The sequence below is a fragment of the Thalassotalea castellviae genome, from assembly GCF_031846185.1.
Lineage (GTDB): Bacteria > Pseudomonadota > Gammaproteobacteria > Enterobacterales > Alteromonadaceae > Thalassotalea_H > Thalassotalea_H castellviae.
Genome location: NZ_JAVRIF010000003.1, coordinates 229,552 through 253,846, shown reverse-complemented (window position 1 = coordinate 253,846; position 24,295 = coordinate 229,552). Strand labels below are relative to the sequence as shown.

Here is a 24,295-nt window from a genome sequence, read left to right as displayed (position 1 = left end):
TGAATCAAACATAAATATATTTTCTTAGTACAGTTATTTACCGAACTCCAAGTTAACGACTTTGACAATTTAAAACCTATTTATAACTCTCCCACCTTTACCACCTATCCAAGTAATTTTTATCTGGATAGGTGATATAGGTAGTACAGGTATAATCAAATATTTCGTTTGATGAATGTCCTAATAAAGCACTAAATTTTTCACGAAAAACATCTGGTTCAAGTAATTCATAAAGAGCACCTCTCCCACTTTTACCAATTGACTCAATTCCCATTCTGTTCAGTAATTTACCAATACCACTTCGAACTTTGGGCATAGACTGGACCTCCCTTATTTCACTAGACACTTTCTAATTAAAATGTTCCGTTACACTTGTACTTAACCGACAAGTTACATAATTTCCCACTTATGATTGGTAAAGTTGCGGCATCCTGTTCCTGTGTCTTTGCCAATTAATTCTTTCTGAGGTGAATAAACTGAGTAGGAGAAATCACGGCAGGTTTGATAAAAAACTGGCATTGTTTGGTTTTCATAAAAATCGCTAGCCTTTACGTGAAATTGAAAGCATGTATCAATATTCACCCAAAAGTAATCTTTATGTTCTATACCAGAATGAAGAACACGCTCTAGCTGGGAAAAATCCCAACTAGAAAATGCTTCGATATGATCGACTTTACCATCATAGTTTTCATCGTAGCCACCGTTGGTATAGCCTAGGTCATAATGGTTGCTTGATGAATAAGGGTCATCAGATATATCGCAGTTATAGTTTTGCAATTTTCAAGCAGCAATTAATTACAACTATTTTTGACATATTGCCATCGTAAACAGTTTTCCCCATTTACAGCACATGCCGCTTGTAATGCTTTTAAATAGGTTCCGCACATAACTTCTCGTTGCTGGGTAGCTAGTTCTTGTTCCCATATTTTCCGTTGTAATTTTTCTTGAGTAATTTTTTTATCTACTAACTCGTATTCTTCGATGGTTTTATAAACAGGTAGCAGTTCGAATTTTATATTTTTTCTTTCAAAAGGCTTTTCTAGCAGTTTTAGATCCGAGTTTTTTGCTAAAATAATTCCACAATGGTTTAGATCCTTAATTACGTGATTAAATAAAGCTTTCAAGTCTCGAGCAATATAACTTGATTTAGGTTCACCCTGAAACAATTGACTTGATACTGCAAAACCCGTTTCTTCATTTTCCATATACTTGATACTACAAAACTCATAATCGACATTGTATCTATCTCTTTTTCCTAAAAAGTACCCCTCACCTGAATCGTATACTTCAGTCAAGTTACTAATTTTTTTATCTAAATTTTGAGATAGTTCATCAAAGTATGAATACCCAGTTTCAGCCTCTAAAATTTTTTCTAAGGACAAAGGACTTACTTTTTGTCTCTTATAGATATCTGAAGACTGCCACATTACCTTGGCGTCAGCTAAAACATCATCGAAATTATCGTAGTAGATGTCACCTTGATGCAGATATGAAGATTTCGCGGTAACAAATTTTTTGTAACCATTAAGTAGGTGTTTGGAACCATATGTCCTATATTTTGTTGCAAATTTATCTGTACCTTTTTTCATTTCATTTAGCACTAAAAGGACAAGTTCATTTCCGGTAAAAAGAATTCGATCGCATTTTTTAGAGTTTACCCGACCATATAAACCTCTAATACCATCCAAGACAAAATCAGAATTTTTGGGAAATGCAAAGTGGCTTTCCTGAAATTCATAACCTAATTTTCTTTTTCCTTTGTTATTTAAGTTTATATATTTGCCTTTAATTTGAGCTGACATATCATCTTTAATACTAAATAATTTCTCTAACCCTAGTTGATTATGCGATACCCACTCAAGTACTTTTCTATTTTTCGATAAAGAGAATTCTTTTTTGTCTTCATTAATATGTTCAATTGTTTCAATGATTTGTTCTATGTTTCTCGCATATTGAATTGGTTCGAAGAAAGGGGTGACTTTAGTTTTAGAGAACCACTTCACGCTTTTATTGAGCATCTCTTGCTCTTCATTACCGCCAAGTGCCGGACTGTAACAAACAATCAAGTTATCCCATTGATAATCATAACTGCCATCGAGGTTTTCAGTTATTGCAGTGCTTAATTTAGATGAGGGTGTTAATGATAAAGCATATACATCATCGTTATCTGTAATATTTGCGAAATCCGTGCCATAAGCTGATGATATAGAAAATAAAAGTGTTATTAGAAAGTATTGTAATGTTCTCATTCAATTGCCTTTGTCCAAGTTAAAAGGGAATAGTAATAAAGGTAAGTAAATTCAGTTATTTGAAGGTGAACTAATCCGACAGATAAGTGTACAAAGCCGACTTTTTCAGTGTCAGCTATGTTTTATTTGGTATGCTTTGTTATGAATTCTTTTGGTGATAGTCCAAAAGCGCTTTTAAAACTTCGGCTAAAATAACTTGAAGAATTAAATCCCACAAAATCAGACGTCAGTGAAATGGATTTACCTTCAAGCAATAATTCTTTTGCTTTTAGCAACCGATAATTTCTAATGTACTCGGCTGGCGTTTGGTTAAATAATGCCTTCAGTTTCCGTTGTAGCTGCCTTTCACTCATTGCCACTGCATCAACCAGCTTCTCTACAGTAAATTCATTATTCGCATAACTTTGTTCGACGATTTGATTTAAACGCTCAATGAAGTGTTGATCGCGTTCATTCATAATGGTTTCGATAGGTTCATATTGACTTTGTTTAACATTAAATTTTAGTTTCTGACGCTCTAGTGTATTTTTGACTTTTAAGAGCAATTGACGAGCTTCAAAAGGTTTTGTTATATAGTCTACCGCCCCCACTTCTAGCCCTGTTAATTCGCTTTCTTCATCCGCTTTTGCTGTTAATAATATAGTAGGGATATGGCTGGTATTGTCATGCTCAGCAAGGGCTTTAACCAGCGAGAAACCATTCAATTCAGGCATCATCACATCTGAAATAATTAAGTCAGGGATCTGCTCTATAGCAGCCTCTACTCCTTTAGAACCGTTGTCTTCACTGGTAACTTTATAATCTCTTGATAGCAAATCAACCAAAAATCCACGAAGTTCATCATTGTCTTCGACAATCAATAATGATTGTCGCTCTTGTTTACTTGCTCTAGTTTTATTAGCGCCCAGCTCTACGATTTGCCTTTGAGCTGGAGTGCTTTGATTGCTCTCTATGCAAAAACCATCAATAGTTAAAATAAAAATGACAGAGCCAGTTTTACTTAAGCATTTTATATTCCAACCATTTTGACGGCAAATATCTCTTACGAGTGATAAACCCAAACCAAAGCCTTGCTCTGAATCGGATTGGCCTAAGCGCTCAAATCGCTCAAATATTTTGTCGATTTGCTTAGCTGTTAATCCTGAATGCTTGTTCTCAACACTAAGCTGATAATTTCCTTCGTTCAACGTTGAGTTGAGTTTTACCCAACCACCAGCTTGGGTGTATTTCAACGCATTAGAAAGTAGATTCTCCAGTATGGAGACCAGATCTTCTCTATCAGCTTCTATAATTGCATTGCTACTAAGCTGCTGTTGCAGTTCAATCTTCTTCTGTTGCATTAAAGGATTAAAAGCAATGACATAACGAATAAGCAGATCATCAATATTAATGGACTCAACTTGCTTTTCTTTTTGTTCAACTTTACTAAGATGTAATATCCGTTCAACCAAACCAAATAATCGTTTGCCATTATTTTGAGCCAAGTGAATAAGCTTTTTTTGCTGCTCAGTTAAATTAGGTTGTTGAGCTAATTGTTCAATTGGGGCATTTATTAACGTAATTGGTGTTCTAAGTTCGTGAGAGATATTGGCAAACAGCTGATTTTTTTGCTCCAACGTAGCGGCTAGTTCAGCCGTTTTTTCATTTACTGTTTTCTGAAGTTGCGCTTTTTTCCTTAACAGAAAGCTTGTTCTATAACGATAATAGCCATACCCCATTAATATGAAGAGCAAGAAGTAAAAAGCTAGGGCAACATTTGATTGATAATAAGGGGGGCTTATTAATATTTGTACATTGCTTTGTGCGTATTGCCATTCTTCGTTATCGCGTGAATATTGCAGCTCAATGCGATATAAACCGTTTGCTAAACTACCAAGTTGTATACTGCTAGCATTACCATTATTTATCCATCTACCTTCATTTAAACGATATCTAAATTGGCGTTGTTCTGGTTGAAAAAAATCATCGACGAAGTACTCAAGCGAAATGGTGTTTTTTGATTGAGTGAGTTCTAAATATAGGGTATCACTAACTATAGTTTGGCTAACGGGTGAAATCCACTTTAAATTAGCAGCAAAATTACTTTGCAATAATCGTTCGGAACGAATTCTCGAAACACCATCGATACCAGAAAAATAAAGATTTCCATCATCTCCAATAGCAACGCCTTTAGTATTGAACTCACTACTTTGTAAGCCATCACGTTTATAAAATGCTTTTATTTGATTGGTTGATTTATCCCAACGATACAGTCCATTGAAAGTCGACAGCCAAAAAATGCTTTGTGATTCTTTGGCTATTGCTTGTATATAGTGACTTTTTAGAGGAAGGGGGTAGTGCTTAAAGGTGTCTGAAGAGGTTTGATATTGATAAACCCCGTTGCTAGTGCCAAGATATAGCTCTGCACCTTCTACATATACATAATACACAGTCACTGGAGGTTGGTTACCGCTTAATTGTAATGGGTAGTGGTGAATTTCATCATTTACAATATCATAACGATTCACCCCGTCCATCGTGCCAATCCAAAGTTGGTTATTCAAGTCTTCTGCAAGCGCATAAATATTAGAGTTTGCTTTGATTCCACGTGCTTCACCATTAACACCCACTTGCTTAAACTCCCCCTGATATTCATCCAGCAGTGTTGTTAATCCACCACGCCAATTCGCTACGAAAATCTGACCTTGGGCAGTTTCAACTACATCTAAAACGGCTCCTTCTCCTGCTTTGTCGGGTATTAGCTTGGTATGATCATTGAGGGAGATCGTGTTAAGTTCTGCATCAAGGTGATATAAACCATTATTTGTCGCCAACCAAAAGCTGCCATCACTGGACGGTTCTATTTTTAAGGTGAAGGCATCAAGCACTAACTCGGCTTTACCTAACGCTCCGCTATCACTGATTGGGTAGCGAAATAAGCCACCAACGGCACCTGTCCAAAGATAACCATTTTTGAACATTAATGAATTTATATCGTCAGAAATAAGGCTATTATGAGCCTGTTCAGAATATTGATAGGTTTGAATGGCAAAGCCATTCGCCGGAATAGCAAGTACACCGCCTTGATAACTACCTAGCCAAATAGTGCCATCACGACTTATAAATACTGAGCGAATATCACGGGTGATATTGCCAAGCTCAAAAGGTTTAAGCATTGAGTAATGATTGAATGTTTGTGTTTCAAATGAAAATTGACTCAAACCATTATTCGTTGCAACCCATAACGAATTAGCACCTTCAGCCAAATCAGGGACTGTTACCAGTTGATAGCCTTGACTTGGGTTTAATCGTTCAAAACACTGACAATTTGCGATAAAACGACTTAAGCCCCCTTGGACCGTGCCAAGCCAAATTTCATTCTGAGCCGTATTAAATACAGTATATACAGTATCGGCACTTAGGCTCCTATTATCATGCAAATCATGACGAAAGTAGTCAAAACGCTTTAACCTAAGATCATAGCGATTTAAGCCGCCTCCCCATGTAGCAATCCAAACGTAATTTCCTTGATGCGCGAGTGAGCGTATCCATTTATGGCTCGTACCTTGACCGTTATCATTAATAGGAAAAACGGTCACTTCTTGTGTTATTAGGTTGACAACATTTAAACCATTATCTGTACCTAACCATAGTTCTTTACCAACTTTAAGCACTGATTGAATGTTATTGTGAGACAAGCCGTTAGAAACACTGAAGTTGTTAAAACTGTCCATTTTCTTATCATATTGACTAATCCCATTGTGGGTCGCGATCCATAGCGAATTATCAGGCGCCAAGTAAACCTGATTAATACTATTCCCTGCCAAACTTTTACTATCAGTCGGATCATAACGGTAAACCTTGAAATTCTTACCATCAAAACGGTTCAGTCCATCTTCAGTACCGAACCACATATAACCATCATCGTCTTGACTAATGGTGTATACCATACTATTGGATAACCCATCTTCAATGTTATAGCTGATGTAATTAGGGTTAGGTAATAATTGCGCACCTGATGAGGTCGAATAGATGAAGAAAAAAAGTAAAAATGTCCGCAGTAACACCATAATTGAATTTAATTTTTTCAAAATTATAAAGATAAACAAATCATACTTTATTTCTTACTCTGTCTCATACACTTAACCGACAAACTCATGTTGGTATCCGACAATGTGACTTTTAATGCTTCACATAGAGACACTGAACCTTCATTTTTATCTCGCAAAATTCCGATTCCAAAATTATCCAAGATCAAACATTAGTAAGCTTAGGAAACAATTTTTCCTAAATTATATTTGAGCAATTTCTGGAATTGTATCAGGAGATCTACCTATGAGTTTTTAGCTGACTTGTTAGCGCAATATTCTTACTGGATTATTACGCCAATTTTAGTTCATTTTCTATTAGTGGTATGTATTCTTCACTTTTTACTACCAACAAAGAATAAATAACCGATAAAACCTATAGATATTGAGTTAAACGAATATAAAAAGCATTCTACATGTAACTGAAATATCACAATTAAGTGTCGAGTTTTTTTACAACATTAAAATCCAATATTTCAACATCATGCTAACAACCTGTTTTTAAAGAATAAAATATGTTGGAACAAAAATCGCATACATCTACCTTAACAAAAAATTAACATTTTCAGACCGTAATAATCAAAATAATAACTTTAGAGATACGATATATGTTTACGTCAAAAACTTCATTACTTACCGGCGCAGTTTTAAGCGCAATGTTAGCAACTTCCACGGCTAATGCGACTACCATTGCTTTAGACTATGAGCCTAGTCAATTTGCTGACACCAAAGGGCAACAAGCCTTAGCTGGCTTCCAGCAAGCAGCATCATTTTGGGAAAGTATGTTTACCGACAGTGTGACTGTTAATTTAACAATTGCCTTTGATTCTCTTGGAGAAACCACTTTAGGTGGTACTAGTTCAACATATTCGCTGCAATCGTACCACGATACTGCCTATAAAATGATTGACGATGCTACATCTGTAGGAGATCAAATTGCCACTAATAACCTACAATGTGCCCCACAAGGTGAACCAATGTGCGGGATGACTTTTTTAGATACTGAGCAAGATATTAATGGCAATGATATCACAGAGCATGATGCAGACGGCTCTAACGATAACTTTTTTTTAGATATGACCCAAGCAAATGCTAAGGCATTAGGTTTCACAACCGATCTTTTTGGCAATCCTTTCTCAAACTCTGATGCTTATATTGTCTTTAGTAACACTTTTGCATTTGATTTTGACCCTTCTGACGGTATTGATTCGGATAAATGGGATTTTGTTGGCGTAGCAATCCATGAGATTGGCCATGCATTAGGATTTGTAAGTGGTGTGGATGTATATGATAGATATAACGATAACGATCCAAACTCAGATTATGCTTTCGATTTAGATAACTATGCGATTGCCGCTACTTTAGACTTATTCCGTTACTCAGAGGAAAGCTATCAAGTAAGTGCGGGCGTTAAAGATTTTCGAGCGGGAGGAAATAGCTATTTCTCGATTGATGGTGGCGCAACAAACTTAGCACCAATGTCTACCGGCATAGTTACGGGTGATGGCAATCAAGCAAGTCATTGGAAAGATCATTTGGATATTGGCGCATTAGATCCAACCGCGGCACCAGGTGAATTTGTAGATGTCACTGGTTACGATTTATTGGCATTTGATGTTATTGGTTGGGATTTACGTACCGCAACGGTTCCAGAACCTTCAACAATCGCATTATTTGGTTTAGCGACGTTAGGTTTAGTAGCATCACGTCGCAGAAAAATAAAATAATAAAAACTATTTTTAATAAAATAGCATTTAAATATGGAACGCTAGTAAGTAACTTTCTAGCGTTTTTTATTTTAACATTTGTTTTTTATTAACGTTGAAACGACAAAATCCCTACTTTTCCATCAGCACCAGCAGCAAGAAATACAAACTTATCCGAAGTTATCGTATAAAAGCCGTTATCACCTTCTGTGGTATTTTGACCAGGATAAACCTGCCAATGTTGCCCCGCAGTAAAAGAGACATCAATCCCTGTTTTACCTGTAGTTATACAAATATTACCTTGGCAACTCATGGCAGTCCTTAAACCATTTTCACCTGAATTCACTGTAACCCAAACGTTATTATCGAAGCTTGCCATATTGGCATATTGTTTAGGTCGTTGTAGATAATCTCCACCTAAAACAAAAGGTTTTTGTTTATGATTTAGTGCTAAACCGTAGCCGCCTGCCGTTTGTGTTTCTTGATACAATGGCACCGCCTGACGTTGCCAAGATTCACCAAAGTCTTCGCTCACATAAACTGATGCTGAATATCCCCCAGTGGTAAAATAAGCTTTGCCCTTTTCTCCCACAATCAAAGTGTTGCCACTGGCAGCAAATGCAGCTTCTTTATCCAATATCGGCGGAAGCTTATGTTTGGCTATTCTTCGCCATGTTTTTCCACCATCAAGCGTTTTTTTAATCACATAGTAACCATCAACAGGATCGCCAAGTAACAATCCTGTATTGTGATCCCAAAAAGCTATTGAATCAAAAAAGCCCTGTTCATCAGTATTTTGATAAAGTAACTGCCAATTTTCTCCCCCATCAACTGTTTTATATAACATCGAAGATTGACCATTGCCTACCCCCATAATGATTGCAGTTTGATAGTCAAATAAAGCAATATCTCTAAAATCTGTTTTCATGGTTGAGTCAACAGATTTATTTTGCCATGTCTTACCTCCGTCTTGGCTAACAAAAATACTATTATTGCTACCAGTTACCCAGTATGAATGATCAATCATAGCGCTGCCACGAAGTGAAGGACTGCCTTTCATTGTGATATATTGCCATTGAGGTAAATCAATCGACATTGTCGCTGATGCTGATTGAGCAATCCCCATAAACATGATTGCCAGTAGAAATGGCAAACCGAAATAACTTTTAAACCGGTTAGTTGTTGATTTTTTTAACATATAGAAAATTTTTTATGAATTATAAACCATTTTACTATTCAACAATTTTACGTAAATAACAAGCTTATTACTTTATACGAACGGTAAAAATCTAGTGCTTTAAAATAAGCTTATGGTAATGATAAACAGCGGTTATCATTGTATGTTGGCAAGATTTAAGCGATAGTTAATACATTGATTTTCCCAGTAAGTTAATAAACTTAAAATAATACCCCTTAAAAATGCTAACTATTGATGACAAAGTAATTGCAGATATCGGACGCGGATTCTCAGTGCCAGCACAGCCTGAGTTGTTGTTAAAATTACAATCACTTATGGCAGAGGATGATCCAGATATTAATGTGATAGCAGATACTATCGCTCAGGATGTTGCCGTTTCTGCGACGGTACTTAAAACCATCAACTCACCCGTCTATGGTTTAGCCCGTTCAATTGCTGATATTCACAAAGCCGCTCGTTATATTGGTGTAAACGGTATTCTCTCATTAGTGACAAATACATTAATCAAGCGTAGTTTTAAACAAAACGACTGCGGGATTGCTTTAGAAGAATTTTGGACAAATGCCAGTAATATCGCTAATACCAATGTCTTTATTGGCAAATCAATTAAACAGCCACTTTCTTCAGATAAGTTATTTTCCATCGGATTATTTCATGATTGCGGGATCCCTGTCATGGCAATGAAATATGATGATTACACTGAAACCTATGAACATGCGATGAAAACGCCTAGTGAAACATTAACATCCATCGAGGAAAGTATTTATCAAGTTAATCATGCCACATTAGGTTATTATGTTGCTTCATCATGGCGATTACCAAAAGATATTTGTCAGTTAATTCTCTGTCATCATGACCGAACATTTCTAAATATCTTAACCAATCAAAGTGAACAATATTACTTTGCTACCCTTAAAATGGCAGAAAATATTGTTCATAACCATAAGCACTTTCGGGATGCATCTGACTGGGCTTACCTACAAGATTCAATTTTTACTTTATTAGATATCGACGAAGAAGATTATCAAGATTTACTTGAAGACAGTGCTGATTTTCAAGATTAATGAGTAATTTCTTAACGAATGAAGCGCTGAATTAGGCAAAAACAATTAAGCTGAACAAACTAGCTCGTCAATTTGTCGAGCTATGAGTAAAACTAGCCAAGCAAGGTTTAAGAGTTAATCGGTAATATTTTTTTAATCCCTCCGCCGTCTAATCCTACATAAATGAAACCATCAACCCCTTGCATCAAGCTGCGTACCCGCCCTAAGTTATTGAATAACTTGTATTGTTGGTCTACGGTTTTGCCATTAATACTCACGGCAACAATATAACCAAACTTCATTGAACCTAATAAAAACTTCCCTTTCAATTTTGGGTATTTATCTGAAGTAACATAAACCATTGCCGACGGTGCTATTGAAGGAAGCCAATACAATACAGGGTTTTCCATACCTTGCTTTTCAGTTAATTCTGTAAATGAAGTACCACTATAGTTCACTCCATAACTGACAACTGGCCAACCGTAATTTTTCCCTGCAGTAATGACATTTATTTCATCACCGCCTTTAGGGCCATGTTCATGCGACCACAATACTCCTGTCGAACTATCAAACGCTAAGCCTTGAGGATTGCGATGGCCATACGAAAATACGGCAGATTTCTCCCCTTTGTCATTCAAAAACGGATTATCCGCAGGAATTTTTCCGTCTTTATGTAAACGATATATTTTTCCACCATCATTATTTAAATTTTGAGGGTTTTCATCTCGACTCCCTCTGTCACCAATAGAAAAATAAACATAGCCCTTTTGATCAAAAGCAATACGACTGCCGTAATGTTGTCCTTTAGAAGCGTTAACTTTACCTTTATATAAACGTGTTTGATTAGATAACGACATGGTTGCAATATTGAGTTTAGCTCGCATTAATGCTGTATTACTGCCTCTGCCAGGGCCGGAACCATCTGCGTAGGTAAAATATAACCAAGAGTTGTTAACAAAATCAGGATCTAAGGCTAAATCTAACAAACCACCTTGGCCATTATTGTCTATAGTCGGCAAGCCACTGATCGGTTGTTTAAGTAATTGCCCTTGGCGAATAACGCGCAGTTCACCACGACGTTCTGAAACTAAAATATCCTGATTGGGCAACTGCACCATAGCCCAAGGAATATCAAAGCCATGACTTACTTCTACTAATCGATATTGCTCAGAAAATCGAGAAGTATTTAAAGGATGTGAATCGAAGGAAAAACTTGAACCAACAAATAAGCTACAAGTAATCACTGCCATTGTTAAAAATAAACAACTCAATTGGTTAGCTTTTATAAACATAAACTTAAATCTTTTTTGGTTTAATAGGTTTTTGGCAACTATAACCAGCGTAACAGTATCAGCGTTGTTACATAACAAACAACCGCTTATCCTCGTTAAATTTTAGTAAATTTTGCCCACGATAATAACAAGGTACGGAAATCTTCAACCCCACAAGAGGAGCTATCTTGACCATCAAAGTTCATTCCATCTTCGCTAAACTCTTCGGGCAAATTAGCCTCACCATTGAGTAAAGCATTTGCCTGAATATGAACGTCATCTTGATTTACCACCAAGGAATACTCATGACCGGTGATCAATTTTTCTTGGCACTTTCCTGACTCTACTTGGTCAATCGCAGTCAAAATTTCTTCAAGTTTAGCTGTATTTTGTCCTAATTCAATTTCTAACCAAGGACCTACTATTTGATGTTCTAATGAAAATTTGGCTTTAGCGCCACCAGTTATTGCATCATGAATAAATTCGTATTCCATAAACACCTCAGAAAAATATACGATAGAACACAGTAATAAAATGATTGTTCAGCTTTAATTATAGAAGAAAATGGCGAGTGAAGTGACTTAAATCAACATAGTTTCGCCAGATTATTGAATTTAAATTATAATGTATTAGACAAGACGCAAAGGTGGGAGCTTTAGTGAAATATATTTTAATAAGGGGACTGTGTTTAATCGTCATCGCGTTTTCAGCGTCTGCTGAAAATAAAGCCCCCCTTATTGTGGCAACCTACATTGAACCGCCTTATTCTTATTATATTGATGATGAATTTGCAGGCATTCACGTCAAAATTATCACCCTATTAGCGGAAAAGTTAAACAAGCAAGTCAAATTTGTTCAATGCCCCTTTGCACGATGTTTATCTTTTTTAGAAAATGGCCAAGCTGACGTTATTATTGGCATTAGAAAGACAACTGAAAGACTTCAATATTTAACTTATTTAGAGCAACCCATTAGTACACAAACCTTTCCTTTACAGTTTTATATCCGTCAAGACAGCGATCTAAATATTGCTAATTATTCAGATTTGGCAAAATTGCGTATAGGTACCTTAAGGGCTGCAACCTACTTTGATCGTTTTGATCGTGACCAATCGTTAAATAAGGTAGAAGTGGTCAATTATAATCAATTAATACAAATGCTGTTAAAAGATCGTATTGATACGTTCTTAGAACGAGAAGAGTCTGTAAAGCCTTGGATTGACCATGTTGATTATAAACAAAAAATTAAACTCGCTGATTATTTATATAATAAATCTGTAGATGGGTATATTGCATTTTCAAAGAAATCCACTTTTATTAATGAAATTGAACAATTTTCTCTTATGCAAAATCAACTTATAAAAAATGGTGATATTCAAGCTATTAGAGACAATAATTAATTCATTTGAACAAATAATACTTTCTATGGTCTATCAAACATCAGAAAGTTATTGCTTCATCATTTGGAAAAATAGTTGTGCTAAAGGGATATTACAAAACAATATTATTCTCACTGCTTGTACATATTGCTATTTTTTATTTGCTCAGTTTAACAACAACCGTCCCGTCGATTTCACATAAAGCGTCCCCTCAAGCCATCAAAAGCTTTCTCTACGTTCCACCTCAGCAAGAAAGCAACATAGAGCAGAAAAAAGCTGACAGTAAAACTCAAGCTACTGAGCAAAAAGAAACTGAACCAAGCGTTACTATTCAGGAAGAAATACCAAAAAACATCATAGCGGAAAAATCTACTGAATTTGAAGAGTTACCAAAAAAAGTACCTGAAAAGACAACAGCAAAAAGCATTGATAATAATTCTCAAAGCAGTCAAACCGGCCAACTGCCACGAAATTTTTCTGCCTTTGGCCAACTGAATAAACTGCAAAACAAGCTAAAAAACAAAATAATAGAGCAAGAAAGTTATCGTTATAGCCAAAAAAAGTCAGCATCAATTTTAGATGGCACGCCAAGCCTAGTGCCGCATTCAACGAAACAATTAAACGATGATGAAATCAAAGAAAATAACAGTCAACAAATCAGTAGTGACATCCTTATCACGAAAGGAGATGACGGACGATGCACTATAGAAAGAGATTTAACCGCAGTCGGTATTGAAGGGGTTAAATCAGTTGAAGGTTTTAATTGTGGTAAATCTAAATTTGATAAAAGCTTTCAAGAACACATGAAAAAAGTTCTGAAAAAACTTGGTAAATAAAATAGAAAATTGAACATTCCTCTATTTTAAAACAGAAAAAAACCAGCAAAATTGCTGGTTTTTCATTTAAGTTCCATAAAAAAGATTATGAAAATATCGCTTTCATTATCCAGAAGAAGACAATTGAAAGTCCAGCACCTACTGGTAAAGTGATTACCCAAGAAATAACAATATTTCGTACTACACCTAAATTAATTGCTGCAATACCACGCGCCATCCCTACCCCTAAAACAGCACCAACTAAGGTTTGTGTCGTTGAAATAGGTAAACCAGCGCCTGAGGAAATAACCACAGTACAAGCAGCTGCAAGCTCAGCCGCAAATCCTCGACTTGGCGTTAAATGTGTTATGCCATTCCCTATAGTAGCGATTACTCGATGACCAAATAAAGCCAAACCAGCAACAATACCTAAGCCACCTAAAGGTAATATCCACCAAACCAAGCTTGCTTTCTTCGCTATTTCGCCACCATTATCAACAATACTTACGACGGCTGCTAATGGACCTATCGCGTTTGCAACATCATTTGAACCATGGGCAAAAGCCATACAACAAGCGGTAACAACCATTAATATAGCGAATACTTTCTCAACATTTCCATATTGAGTATTTTTATCGGCTTTTTCATCGAACTTTATTTTAGTAATGAAATATTTACCAATCAAAGAGACTAAGATGGCGACAAGAATTGCTAAGTAATAACCACCAGCACCTTTAATTTCAAAATTATAAAAACCTAAGTTTACATTCTCTAAACCTATATGTTTCAAGCCTTTTTTAATAGTTACCAACGATAAAACAAAGCCCGCTAAAAACATATAAAAAGGCACATAACGTTTTGCTTGATCTAAAGGTTTATCCGTATCAAAAATAAGTTTTTGAGCACTATTAAAGATAATAAAAGCAATAACACCTGAAATAAGCGGTGTAATAATCCAACTACCAACAATACCGCCGACTTTTCCCCAAGCAACCGTTTCAGGGCTTATGCCAATTGCAGCAAAACCAATGATAGCGCCGACAATAGAATGTGTTGTTGAAACCGGCCAACCTAATATTGACGCAACCAATAGCCACGTTGCCGCGGCAAACAGTGCCGAGATCATACCGAAAACTAGTAATTCAGGAATATCAACGAATAAACCAGGATCGATAATGCCTTTACGAATAGTAGAAGTTACTTCTCCACCCGCTAAATATGCACCTGCAAATTCGAAAATCATTGCGATAATAATCGCTTGTTTAATTGTTAATGCTTTTGAACCAACTGAGGTGCCCATTGCATTTGCAACGTCATTTGCACCAATACCCCAAGCCATAAAAAAACCGACTACAGCGGCGAGCATGACTAATATTGAACCATGTTGTACTAAAATATCCATGACTGAGCCTTATTTTCTAGCCAATAAAATTTCTAATCGAGCACCGACTCTTTCGGCTAAATCTGCTAGGTCTCCTACCCAATCGATAATTTGATATAAAAACATTACGTCAACGGGTTTTAAATCGTCTTCAATTGCCAGTAAGTTTTTGCGAATAGTAATTTGTAAGGCGTCAGTATCATCTTCAATCGTATCTAATTGTCTGATCATTTTCTCAACATACTCTACTTCTCGGCCTTTAAAACCAGTTTCAAGTAAATCATCTAACTCATTAATTGCTTCTGCGGCTTTTTCAATAGCATCGATACATCGTTTGACATATTGCTTAAATTCTTCATGAAGTACTTCAGGCAAAATAAGTTTACGCCCTAAAATACGCCCAGCAATATCTTTCGCTTTATTGGCAATTTTATCTTGTTGTGAAAGTAGCTCTAATAAATCAGCTCGATCCACCGGCATAAATAGTCCGCCGGGTAACTCTAAACGAAGTTGTCGCTTTAGATCATCAGCATCACGCTCATATTTTGATATTTTTGTTCTAATTTTTCCCGCTGTGCTCCAGTTTTCTTCGGTTACTGCTTCAAAGAATGGAACAAGTTGTTTAGAACATTTTGAAACCATTCGAATATGTTTTTCTAATGGTTTTAGTGGTGATTTTGCAAAAACACCAAGAATTGAATTTCTGGCCATAATAGTTTTCCAGGAGCAATTTCGCTCTTTGTTATTATTCGCGCGGATATTAACTCATTTCTCAGAATTAACAAAAGAAATAATGACGAATTTGATATTTATTTCCGCATATAAAAAAGGCTATGTACACTCATGTATAAAACATAGCCTTTTTCTTTAAAACTTTCTAATCAAAACACAAAGAAGACAAACGCTCAAGCAGGATTTTGATTAAAAGTTATACGATAAGTTTACTAGTTATTCGGGAGCCGAATGTCGAACCACCTTTCCTTTGACAAAATAAATAATGTATTCACAAATATTCTGACAACGATCACCAATTCTCTCTAGCGCACGAGCAGACCAAATAACACTCATAATTTGAGGGATAGAACGTGGATCTTCCATCATATATGTCATTAATTGCCGCATTATTGCTTCATATTCACGGTCAATTTTATCATCGGTTTTGTGCGCTTTTATAGCCGCTTCAACATCCATTCGTGTAAATGCGTCAAGTGTTAACTGAAGATATTCTAATACTCGGCGGCCTAAATTATCTAAATTCAGAAGTAATTCTTTATGATCTTTAGTTAAACTTTCTAACGCAACTTGCGCAATTTTCTGAGCTTCATCACCTATCCGCTCTAGATCCGCGATAGTTTTAACAATGGCCATTATTAATCGCAAATCACCAGCTGCTGGCTGACGTTTTGCAATAATACGGGTACATTCATCATCAATGCTTACTTCTAACTCATTGATTGGTTCATCACTTTTTAATACTTTCTTAGCAAGATCTTCATCAGCATCACAAACTGAGGTTAATGCATCGTTTAATTGTTTTTCAACTAAACCACCCATTTGCATGACATGATTTATCACACGCTCTAAATCTTCATTAAATTGCCCGGAAATGTGACGGCCAATATTCATGTTATCCATATAATTCTCCTAACGCTTTAATTAGCCGTAACGCCCAGTAATATAGTCTTCGGTTTTCTTTTTAACGGGGGTAGTAAATAAGGTATTGGTGTCACTATATTCTATCAGTTCCCCCATATACATAAACGCCGTTTGATCTGAAACCCTAGCAGCCTGTTGCATATTATGCGTAACAATCACGACCGTAAATTGTTTCTTCAAATCATTAATTAATTCTTCAATGGTCAACGTTGAAATAGGATCAAGCGCTGATGTTGGCTCATCTAATAACAAAACTTCTGGCTTTATCGCTATTGCTCTGGCAATAACTAAACGTTGCTGCTGACCACCTGACAAACCTAAAGCACTGTCATGTAATCGATCTTTTACTTCATTCCACAGCGCAGCACTTTTTAACGCCGTTTCAACCGCTTCATCGAGAACTCGGCGATTATTTTCACCCATAATACGTAAACCATATACAACATTTTCATAAATGCTTTTCGGAAACGGGTTAGGTCGTTGAAACACCATACCTACTTTTCTTCTAAGCGCAGCAACATCGATATGTTTGTTATATATGTTTTCACCATGTAGGTTGATCTCGCCTTCAATCCGACAATGATCAACTAGATCATTCATGCGATTAATACAGCGAAGTAAGGTTGATTTACCACAACCACTAGGCCCGATAAAGGCTGTCACTTGTCCTTTAGGAATAGACATAGTGATATCTTGTAACGCTTGTTTATCACCGTAGTATAAATCTAAATTTTTAATATCTAGCGCTTTTTGCTCTGCAGACATATTATTTAAATCAATCTTAGTTGTGGTATCTAATATTGTTTTAGGGCTAACAGAAATCATATTTTTCTCTACTATTCATTATTTTTTAATCGTTTCATTTGGTCGTTAATCGACTCGAAGTAACATGTTTGAATCAGTTTAATGTTCCAACATTCGATACTTTTCACGTAATTTATTTCGAATGGATACTGCGGTCATATTTAATGAAATGATTATTGTCACTAATAATAATGCCGTTGCGTATACCAATGGTCTTGCAGCTTCAACATTCGGGCTTTGAAAACCAACATCGTAAATATGAAAGCCTAAATGCATAAACTTTCTATCTAAATGTAAGAATGGAAAGTTTCCATCAAGCGGTAAATTCGGCGCCATTTTAACTACTCCAACGAGCATTAAAGGAGCAACTTCACCTGCAGCACGGGCAATAGCCAAAATAATACCTGTCATGATCGCAGGGCTTGCAATCGGTAAAATGATCCGCCAAAGGGTTTCAACTTTGGTCGCCCCTAAAGCCAAACTCCCGTGTCGCATCGCAGCCGGTATACGCGATAAACCTTCTTCAGTGGATACAATCACCACAGGTAAAGTTAATATCGCTAACGTTATCGCAGACCACATAACACCTGGTGTACCAAAGGTTGGGCTTGGTAAAGTTTCAGGGTAAAAGATCTGATCTAAACTCCCCCCGACCATATATACAAAAAAGCCTAATCCGAAAACACCATAAACAATAGAAGGTACACCTGCTAAATTAATCACCGCTATTCTTAGCAGTTTAGTTAAGGCATTATTTCCAGCATATTCATGTAGGTATATCGCCGCAATCACCCCCATCGGAGAAACAATGATTGTCATTAATAGCACCATTAAAACAGTACCAAAAATAGCAGGAAAAACGCCACCTTCTGTATTAGCTTCTCTGGGATCATCACTAACAAACACAGCAATTTGACTGAAAAACATCATTAACTTTTCAAAAAAGTTCATCTGATTATTATTGGTGACTTTTAAAATATCGGCAAAACTTACTGTAACAACCTGATCATCCATTGCACGTAGTGTAATTTGATCACGCTCAGTTTTATCGCGTAATGCTAATAACGTTTTTTCCAGCGCTTGATACTTAGTTTGTAAGCCTGCGACTTCTTTCGCTATATCTTGTGCTTTATCTGGCGTTAACGTTTCTTGTAACCTATGTTTACGCTCGCGTAATCGTAACCTTTCAAGTTGGTAATTTACGGCACCAATCTCTACTTTTTGAAGCGTTTCGATTTTATCTTGAATTTCAATAACACGCGTTAATAGTTCCGGCAATTTATCTGTTGATACGACTTTTCCGTCTTGGATCACAGATTCGATATAACCATAAAAATTACCATTGGTTCTTCGTTCAACCACAACCAGCTTTTCAGGGGTTGATTGCTGAGTAATTTCTGGGACTAATATCCAACGAAAATCTAAGCTAACAAGCTCACGATTACCGGTTTTAATTAATAATCGCTCAACCGTTTCTTCGCTAGGATCTAAATCCAAGTCTAAATGTACAAGTTGTTGAGTTGGAATATGTTCTCGATCATAAATCTCACCAATAACTATACTTGCATTCCCTTGTTTATCCATCAATTCAAACTGATGCACTTGTGCAGGCCAAAAATACGACAGACCACGAGAGGCGATTAGCCATAACAATCCCAAAACTGAGATTAAACTTAAACTTACACCACCCGCTGATAACCATATCCAGGGTGAGCCTGATTTAAACCATTTATTCATTTTTCAGACCTCAACCTATAACGAACTATATTTTTCACGTAAACGCTGACGTATAAATTCAGCGAGCGTGTTAAACACAAAAGTAAATACAAATAAGACAAATGCTGCCAAGAACAAAATTCTATAATGAGAACTACCAACTTCAGATTCAGGCATTTCAACCGCAATGTTCGCCGCTAAAGTACGCATTCCCTGAAAAATACTCCAATCTAAAATAGGTGTGTTACCTGTTGCCATTAACACTATCATTGTTTCGCCTACAGCCCGACCTAACCCCATCATTACTGCAGAGAAAATCCCAGGACTGGCAGTTAACAACACGACTTTTATTAAAGTTTGCCATTGGGTAGCACCTAAAGCTAAAGAGCCACTGGTTAAATGTTTAGGAACACTAAAAATAGCATCTTCAGCCATCGAAAAAATAGTTGGAATAACAGCAAAACCCATTGCGATACCAACGACTAAAGCATTTCGTTGATCAAAATTAATCCCTAAATCATTAGTAATAAATTGTCGAATATCACCACCAAAAAAATACGTTTCCATGACAGGCGATAACGAGAATGCAAGATATGCCACTAAAATTAATACGGGTATTAAAATGATTGGAGCCCAAGTTTCAGGTACTCGAGACTTTATTTCTTTAGGTAAGTTATGCCAAGCAAACGCTGTAATAAACACAGAAATGGGCAACATAATAAACAATAGCGCAATCGCAGGTAAATTCGTTTCAATGATTGGTGCAAGCCATAAGCCAGCTAAAAATCCAAGAATAACAGTTGGTAAAGCTTCCATTAATTCAATAGTTGGTTTCACTTTTTTACGTAAACCTGGGGTCATAAAATACGCTGTATAAATTGCCGCAGTTAAGGCAATAGGTACCGCAAATAACATCGCGTAGAGTGCTGCTTTCATGGTACCAAACGAGATTGGCACTAACGAAAATTTGCCTTCAAAATCATCTGAACCTGAGGTTGATTGCCAAATATATTCGGCTTCAGGATAACCTTCATACCAAACTTCTTGCCAAAGAGCCTGCCATGTCACTTCTGGATGTTCATTTACAACCGAAAATAATTGAAATTGATTATCCGTAAACATTAATAATCCGTCAGATCTTGGTGAAATGACCAAAGCATCAGGAATATTATTTGTTAAATTGCCACGCCATAAATCGGCTTCACTGGTGGTATAAAAAGTGCCCATTTCGCCAGAATCGGTCAGGGTATAAAAACTTTTTCGATATTGTTCCGTGTGAATTTGGCGAACAGCTTCCGAATCACTGACATTAAAAGTTCTGATTTGTTTAAACTGACGACCATTATCTGTTGCCACTTCAAACCATTGACTCACAACACCATTACTGTCACCCAACAGCACTGAACTTCCGCCTGACAATAATGCCATGGCAGTAATATGCATAGGGTTTTCTCTACCTTGAGCAAGCTGTGGAATAATTGTCGCTTTTAACGTGACTTCACTGTCATCTGATAAATCAAAAACTAAGACTTGATCGCCACTTTGAATAAATGCCATGGAAAGATCAGGCGTGACAAGAATTTCATCGACTTGATTCGTCGAAAGATCGATCGCTTGGTATTCAATTTCATAAGCAGGATCATAGTTAAAATCATCTTCAGCAACTAAGATGGTTTTAATTAATCGTTTATCTTTTGTAAAACCAACAAACACCGCTCGTTCATCATTCATGGCAAATGATAAATGTGTAAATTCAGCGCCTTGCTCATCAACGGCAATAAACGCTTCACCTAACGGATAGCTAATATGCGGGATAACTTCTCTTACTCCCGAGTCATAACTGGATTGAAATTTAGGCGAAATTAAAAAGACATGATTATTTTCATCGAGTAACAGTTTATAATTTTCACTCGCTTTAATCACATGCTTTATTTTGCTGTCAATTACCGATTCTTGAAAGGTTCGAGCAACCTTTTTATCACCCGTAACTGACTGATGTGCTGGTTTTAATGGGTAGTAATTAATCTTACCATTGGTCGTTATGGTATAAGCTAACTCCTGTAATTCATCTAAACCAGTAGCGAGTACTTGTTGCTGATCTTCTATAGCAAAAGATACAACCGGTGAGATTTTGGCTGATTCAAAAACTGGTTTTATTACATAAAGTAAGTACATAAAAATCAGCACTAACGTAAATAACACACTAATACCACCGAGTGTTATTAACCATTTGGCTAATGAATTCTTAACCTGACGTATGCCGACTGATTGAAGCGCGATTGACACTGATAAACACCTTAAAAGATAGAAATTATCCAATTGGCGCAAGTATAAGACAGTTATGTGACACTTTTGTGACAGCGTATTTTTTCCAACAATATTTCCGGCAAGATAAAAGCAAAGTTTGCTCGATGATTACGGAGGTTATTGTTTAATAGCAAAAATTTGTTTATCGTTAAATGATATAAAACCGTCAATATATTTGAGGTGAATTATGTCGTTAAGCGCATTTATGACAAAAGAAATTATTTCGCTAGAAATTGATGATAATTTATCGAAAGCGAAACAAGCTTTCGATAAATATAATATCCACCATATTTTGATAAAAAATGGTAAAGAGCTTTCAGGTATCATCACAGATCGAGATTTGTATAAACATTTAAGTCCAAATATTGGTACAAAAAAAGAAACTCCCAAAGATACCTTCTTACTCAGTAAAAAAATTAACTTGATCATGAGTAGAGAGTTAATCACCGCAAAAGAAAACACCAGCTTAAATGATGCGGTGTTATTGTTTCATGATCATCACATTTCATGTTTACCGATTGTTGATGATCACTTTCGGCCTATCGGCATTATTTCATGGCGTGACATTATTAAGATCATTGCTTTGCAATATCGTATGAAATTAGCAAATCAACACAATTAAACACAATTACCTATTAAGAACTACACGATAGCATTGAACAGCCAGCTTTATTCTTCGCCCATGTTGGACGTTTTACAGCATATTGTTCGTATGATTTTTGTTCGTCATAAGGTCGTTGTAATACTTGTAACAACTCTTCAATCATAGAGTAATCACCTTGCTCGGCTTTTTCAATTGCCTGCTGAGCTAAGTAGTTTCTCAATACAAACTTAGGGTTTACCGAATTCATCGCCTGCTGGCGTTCTTGTTGTGTGCTGCTATTTAATGTCAGTCGTTGTTGATAATCGCTTAACCACAATGAAAATGGCTCAAAATAATGTTCAACTAAAGGTTCATCTTGATAAAAACAATCTAAAAAATGAGCTTGCCATAAATGAGCATGTTGAGGCAGAGATGACAAGGCCCGATAAAATAGCGTCATATCAACGTCAATACTCATCATGAGTTTTTCTAAGCGATTAAATAATGGCGCGTCGCTTTCTTCAATTAACTTATCAAGTCCCAATTTGGCTTGCATCATTTCTAGCCACAACCTTTGATACTTTACCGCATAATCATTTAAAATTTTATTCAGTGGTTCGGCATCATCAATTAAGGTATAAATTGCATTTCCTAATTGAAATAAATTCCATTGACCAATTTCAGGTTGGCGACCAAAACTGTAGCGTTTACCTTGAGCATCGGTGGTGTTTGGTGTCCAAGTTAAATCAAACGCATCAATCCAACCATATGGCCCATAATCAATGGTTTCGCCAATAATTGACATATTGTCAGTATTCATTACTCCATGAACAAAGCCAACTCGCATCCAATCAACAATTAATTGGCAAGTTCTTTCACTAATTTCTTGGTACCATTTTATGTAAACCTTAGAACAAGGTTCTCCTAAATGTGGAAAATTTTGTTTAATAGAGAAATCAACCATTTGTTTTAATAACGTTTTATCCCCTCGCATTGCAGGCAATTGAAAGCTGCCAAAGCGCATAAATGAAGACGATACTCGACAAACCACAGCACCTAGCTCTTCTTGAGGATTACCATCATAAAACATATCTCGGGTTACTTTATCCCCCGTTAAACACAAACTTAATGCACGAGTGGTTGGTATGCCTAAATGAAACATAGCTTCAGAGCATAAATATTCACGAATCGACGAACGAAGCACAGCTAAACCATCAGCATGGCGAGAATAAGGGGTTTTTCCTGCGCCTTTTAATTGTAACGTTTGTAAACCACTATTGTCTGTTTGAATTTGCCCTAAGTTAATCGCTCTGCCATCACCTAATTGACCTGCCCACTGACCAAACTGGTGGCCACCATAATTCATCGCGTAAGGCTGCATACCATCAATAATTTTATTGCCCGTTAATACTTCGGCGATCTCGTTATTAGATAAATCTTTTGTGGTAAACCCTAATGCCAATGCTAAAGGTTCATTCAGTGAAACAAGTGACGGTTGCTGCGTTTTTTGTGGTAAAACATATGAAAAAGCTGCCCCTTCAACTTGACGAGGAAATACCTGCTGTTGTGTATCTGCAGGCAATTGAAGGGTAAATTGATTATTGATTTGAAAATTAAACGCTTGGTTCATCATTGCCACAAAAATATTGCACATTAGTTAACCGTGATTCTACCGTATAACAACCTCAGTCTAAAGTATGAAACTATTTAATGATCTGGAGAAAACATTGAGAAATATGCGACATATATGAACAAATAAAGATACATGAAATCAAGGTTGAGTTGGTGGTTTAGCTATCAAGGTTTAGCTAAATCAGACAGACTTAACTAATTTTGACAGTATGATAAATGATGAGCGAGTCTATTTTACTTCCTTTTCAAGCTTACAATTAGGGTCAACTTTCTTAATATCGCAAAACGGTTTTTCTTTTTCGACTGTAATTACACCTGCTTCATTCATAAAAGTTAATGAAGTGCAAGAACACAGCAATATAGAGAACATTATTAGGATACACTTAAACATAGCTATTTCCTTATACAAAAAGCTATCAGTACCGAAAAATTATAATAGTTTGAAACGATTGAAAATCCAATACAGCAAATTGCTTTCGCCCTGCCTCA

The 24,295-nt window shown here is 36.3% G+C and carries 19 protein-coding genes; 5 read left to right on the top strand and 14 right to left on the bottom strand.

Annotated elements, in window-relative coordinates:
* Positions 1–97 precede the first annotated feature (97 nt).
* The 4 genes from RM573_RS07395 to RM573_RS07380 all read right to left on the bottom strand — a co-directional run bounded on the left by RM573_RS07395 (position 98) and on the right by RM573_RS07380 (position 6,319).
* Positions 98–316: a hypothetical protein gene (locus tag RM573_RS07395; RefSeq protein WP_311579536.1), complete on the bottom strand. Its 219-nt coding sequence runs from the start codon at positions 314–316 to the stop codon at positions 98–100.
* A 74-nt stretch (positions 317–390) separates the two neighbouring features.
* Positions 391–777: a hypothetical protein gene (locus RM573_RS07390; RefSeq protein WP_311579534.1), complete on the bottom strand. Its 387-nt coding sequence runs from the start codon at positions 775–777 to the stop codon at positions 391–393.
* 14 nt (positions 778–791) lie between these two features.
* Complete coding sequence (locus RM573_RS07385; protein ID WP_311579531.1) at positions 792–2,249, bottom strand: hypothetical protein; 1,458 nt, start codon at positions 2,247–2,249, stop codon at positions 792–794.
* A gap of 122 nt (positions 2,250–2,371) precedes the next feature.
* The gene (locus RM573_RS07380; RefSeq protein WP_311579528.1) at positions 2,372–6,319 is read right to left on the bottom strand and encodes a hybrid sensor histidine kinase/response regulator transcription factor; all 3,948 of its coding nucleotides are present in this window, start codon (positions 6,317–6,319) and stop codon (positions 2,372–2,374) included.
* Positions 6,320–6,924: 605 nt separating this feature from the next.
* Here RM573_RS07380 and RM573_RS07375 point away from each other — a divergent pair.
* On the top strand, positions 6,925–8,043 hold the full coding sequence (locus RM573_RS07375; RefSeq protein ID WP_311579525.1) for an NF038122 family metalloprotease: 1,119 nt from the start codon (positions 6,925–6,927) through the stop codon (positions 8,041–8,043).
* An 88-nt stretch (positions 8,044–8,131) separates the two neighbouring features.
* On the opposite strand, the gene RM573_RS07370 is transcribed toward RM573_RS07375, so the two are convergent.
* Positions 8,132–9,220 carry a WD40/YVTN/BNR-like repeat-containing protein gene (locus RM573_RS07370; RefSeq protein ID WP_311579522.1) on the bottom strand — a complete coding sequence of 363 codons (1,089 nt, stop codon included), beginning with the start codon at positions 9,218–9,220 and terminating at the stop codon, positions 8,132–8,134.
* A 221-nt stretch (positions 9,221–9,441) separates the two neighbouring features.
* Here RM573_RS07370 and RM573_RS07365 point away from each other — a divergent pair, with 221 nt between their 5' ends.
* Entirely contained in the window at positions 9,442–10,284 is an 843-nt protein-coding gene (locus RM573_RS07365) for an HDOD domain-containing protein (protein WP_311579519.1), read from the top strand.
* 107 nt (positions 10,285–10,391) lie between these two features.
* Here RM573_RS07365 and RM573_RS07360 read toward each other — a convergent pair whose 3' ends face one another.
* The gene (locus RM573_RS07360) at positions 10,392–11,555 is read right to left on the bottom strand and encodes a PQQ-dependent sugar dehydrogenase (RefSeq protein ID WP_311579516.1); all 1,164 of its coding nucleotides are present in this window, start codon (positions 11,553–11,555) and stop codon (positions 10,392–10,394) included.
* Between the two features lie 95 nt (positions 11,556–11,650).
* The gene (locus RM573_RS07355; protein ID WP_311579514.1) at positions 11,651–12,028 is read right to left on the bottom strand and encodes a YacL family protein; all 378 of its coding nucleotides are present in this window, start codon (positions 12,026–12,028) and stop codon (positions 11,651–11,653) included.
* Between the two features lie 164 nt (positions 12,029–12,192).
* On the opposite strand from RM573_RS07355, the gene RM573_RS07350 reads away from it, so the two are divergent.
* Positions 12,193–12,933 (top strand): substrate-binding periplasmic protein, encoded by a 741-nt coding sequence (locus RM573_RS07350; protein ID WP_311579511.1) that lies wholly within the window; start codon positions 12,193–12,195, stop codon positions 12,931–12,933.
* Between the two features lie 77 nt (positions 12,934–13,010).
* Positions 13,011–13,748 carry a hypothetical protein gene (locus RM573_RS07345; protein ID WP_311579509.1) on the top strand — a complete coding sequence of 246 codons (738 nt, stop codon included), beginning with the start codon at positions 13,011–13,013 and terminating at the stop codon, positions 13,746–13,748.
* 85 nt (positions 13,749–13,833) lie between these two features.
* Here RM573_RS07345 and RM573_RS07340 read toward each other — a convergent pair whose 3' ends face one another.
* The 6 genes from RM573_RS07340 to RM573_RS07315 all read right to left on the bottom strand — a co-directional run bounded on the left by RM573_RS07340 (position 13,834) and on the right by RM573_RS07315 (position 21,459).
* Positions 13,834–15,129 carry an inorganic phosphate transporter gene (locus RM573_RS07340; protein WP_311579507.1) on the bottom strand — a complete coding sequence of 432 codons (1,296 nt, stop codon included), beginning with the start codon at positions 15,127–15,129 and terminating at the stop codon, positions 13,834–13,836.
* A gap of 9 nt (positions 15,130–15,138) precedes the next feature.
* Complete coding sequence (locus RM573_RS07335) at positions 15,139–15,819, bottom strand: TIGR00153 family protein (RefSeq protein WP_311579505.1); 681 nt, start codon at positions 15,817–15,819, stop codon at positions 15,139–15,141.
* A 237-nt stretch (positions 15,820–16,056) separates the two neighbouring features.
* Positions 16,057–16,743, bottom strand: coding sequence for a phosphate signaling complex protein PhoU (gene phoU, locus RM573_RS07330; protein WP_311579503.1), 687 nt, complete (start codon positions 16,741–16,743; stop codon positions 16,057–16,059).
* Between the two features lie 21 nt (positions 16,744–16,764).
* A complete protein-coding gene (pstB, locus tag RM573_RS07325; protein WP_311579500.1) occupies positions 16,765–17,589 on the bottom strand; it encodes a phosphate ABC transporter ATP-binding protein PstB in 825 nt (274 codons plus the stop codon).
* Between the two features lie 78 nt (positions 17,590–17,667).
* On the bottom strand, positions 17,668–19,305 hold the full coding sequence (gene pstA / locus RM573_RS07320) for a phosphate ABC transporter permease PstA (protein WP_311579498.1): 1,638 nt from the start codon (positions 19,303–19,305) through the stop codon (positions 17,668–17,670).
* A gap of 15 nt (positions 19,306–19,320) precedes the next feature.
* Positions 19,321–21,459 carry an ABC transporter permease subunit gene (locus tag RM573_RS07315; RefSeq protein WP_311580346.1) on the bottom strand — a complete coding sequence of 713 codons (2,139 nt, stop codon included), beginning with the start codon at positions 21,457–21,459 and terminating at the stop codon, positions 19,321–19,323.
* Positions 21,460–21,778: 319 nt separating this feature from the next.
* Here RM573_RS07315 and RM573_RS07310 point away from each other — a divergent pair, with 319 nt between their 5' ends.
* Positions 21,779–22,213: a CBS domain-containing protein gene (locus RM573_RS07310; RefSeq protein ID WP_311579496.1), complete on the top strand. Its 435-nt coding sequence runs from the start codon at positions 21,779–21,781 to the stop codon at positions 22,211–22,213.
* Positions 22,214–22,226: 13 nt separating this feature from the next.
* On the opposite strand, the gene RM573_RS07305 is transcribed toward RM573_RS07310, so the two are convergent.
* A complete protein-coding gene (locus tag RM573_RS07305) occupies positions 22,227–23,828 on the bottom strand; it encodes a protein adenylyltransferase SelO (RefSeq protein WP_311579494.1) in 1,602 nt (533 codons plus the stop codon).
* Positions 23,829–24,295: the final 467 nt, after the last annotated feature.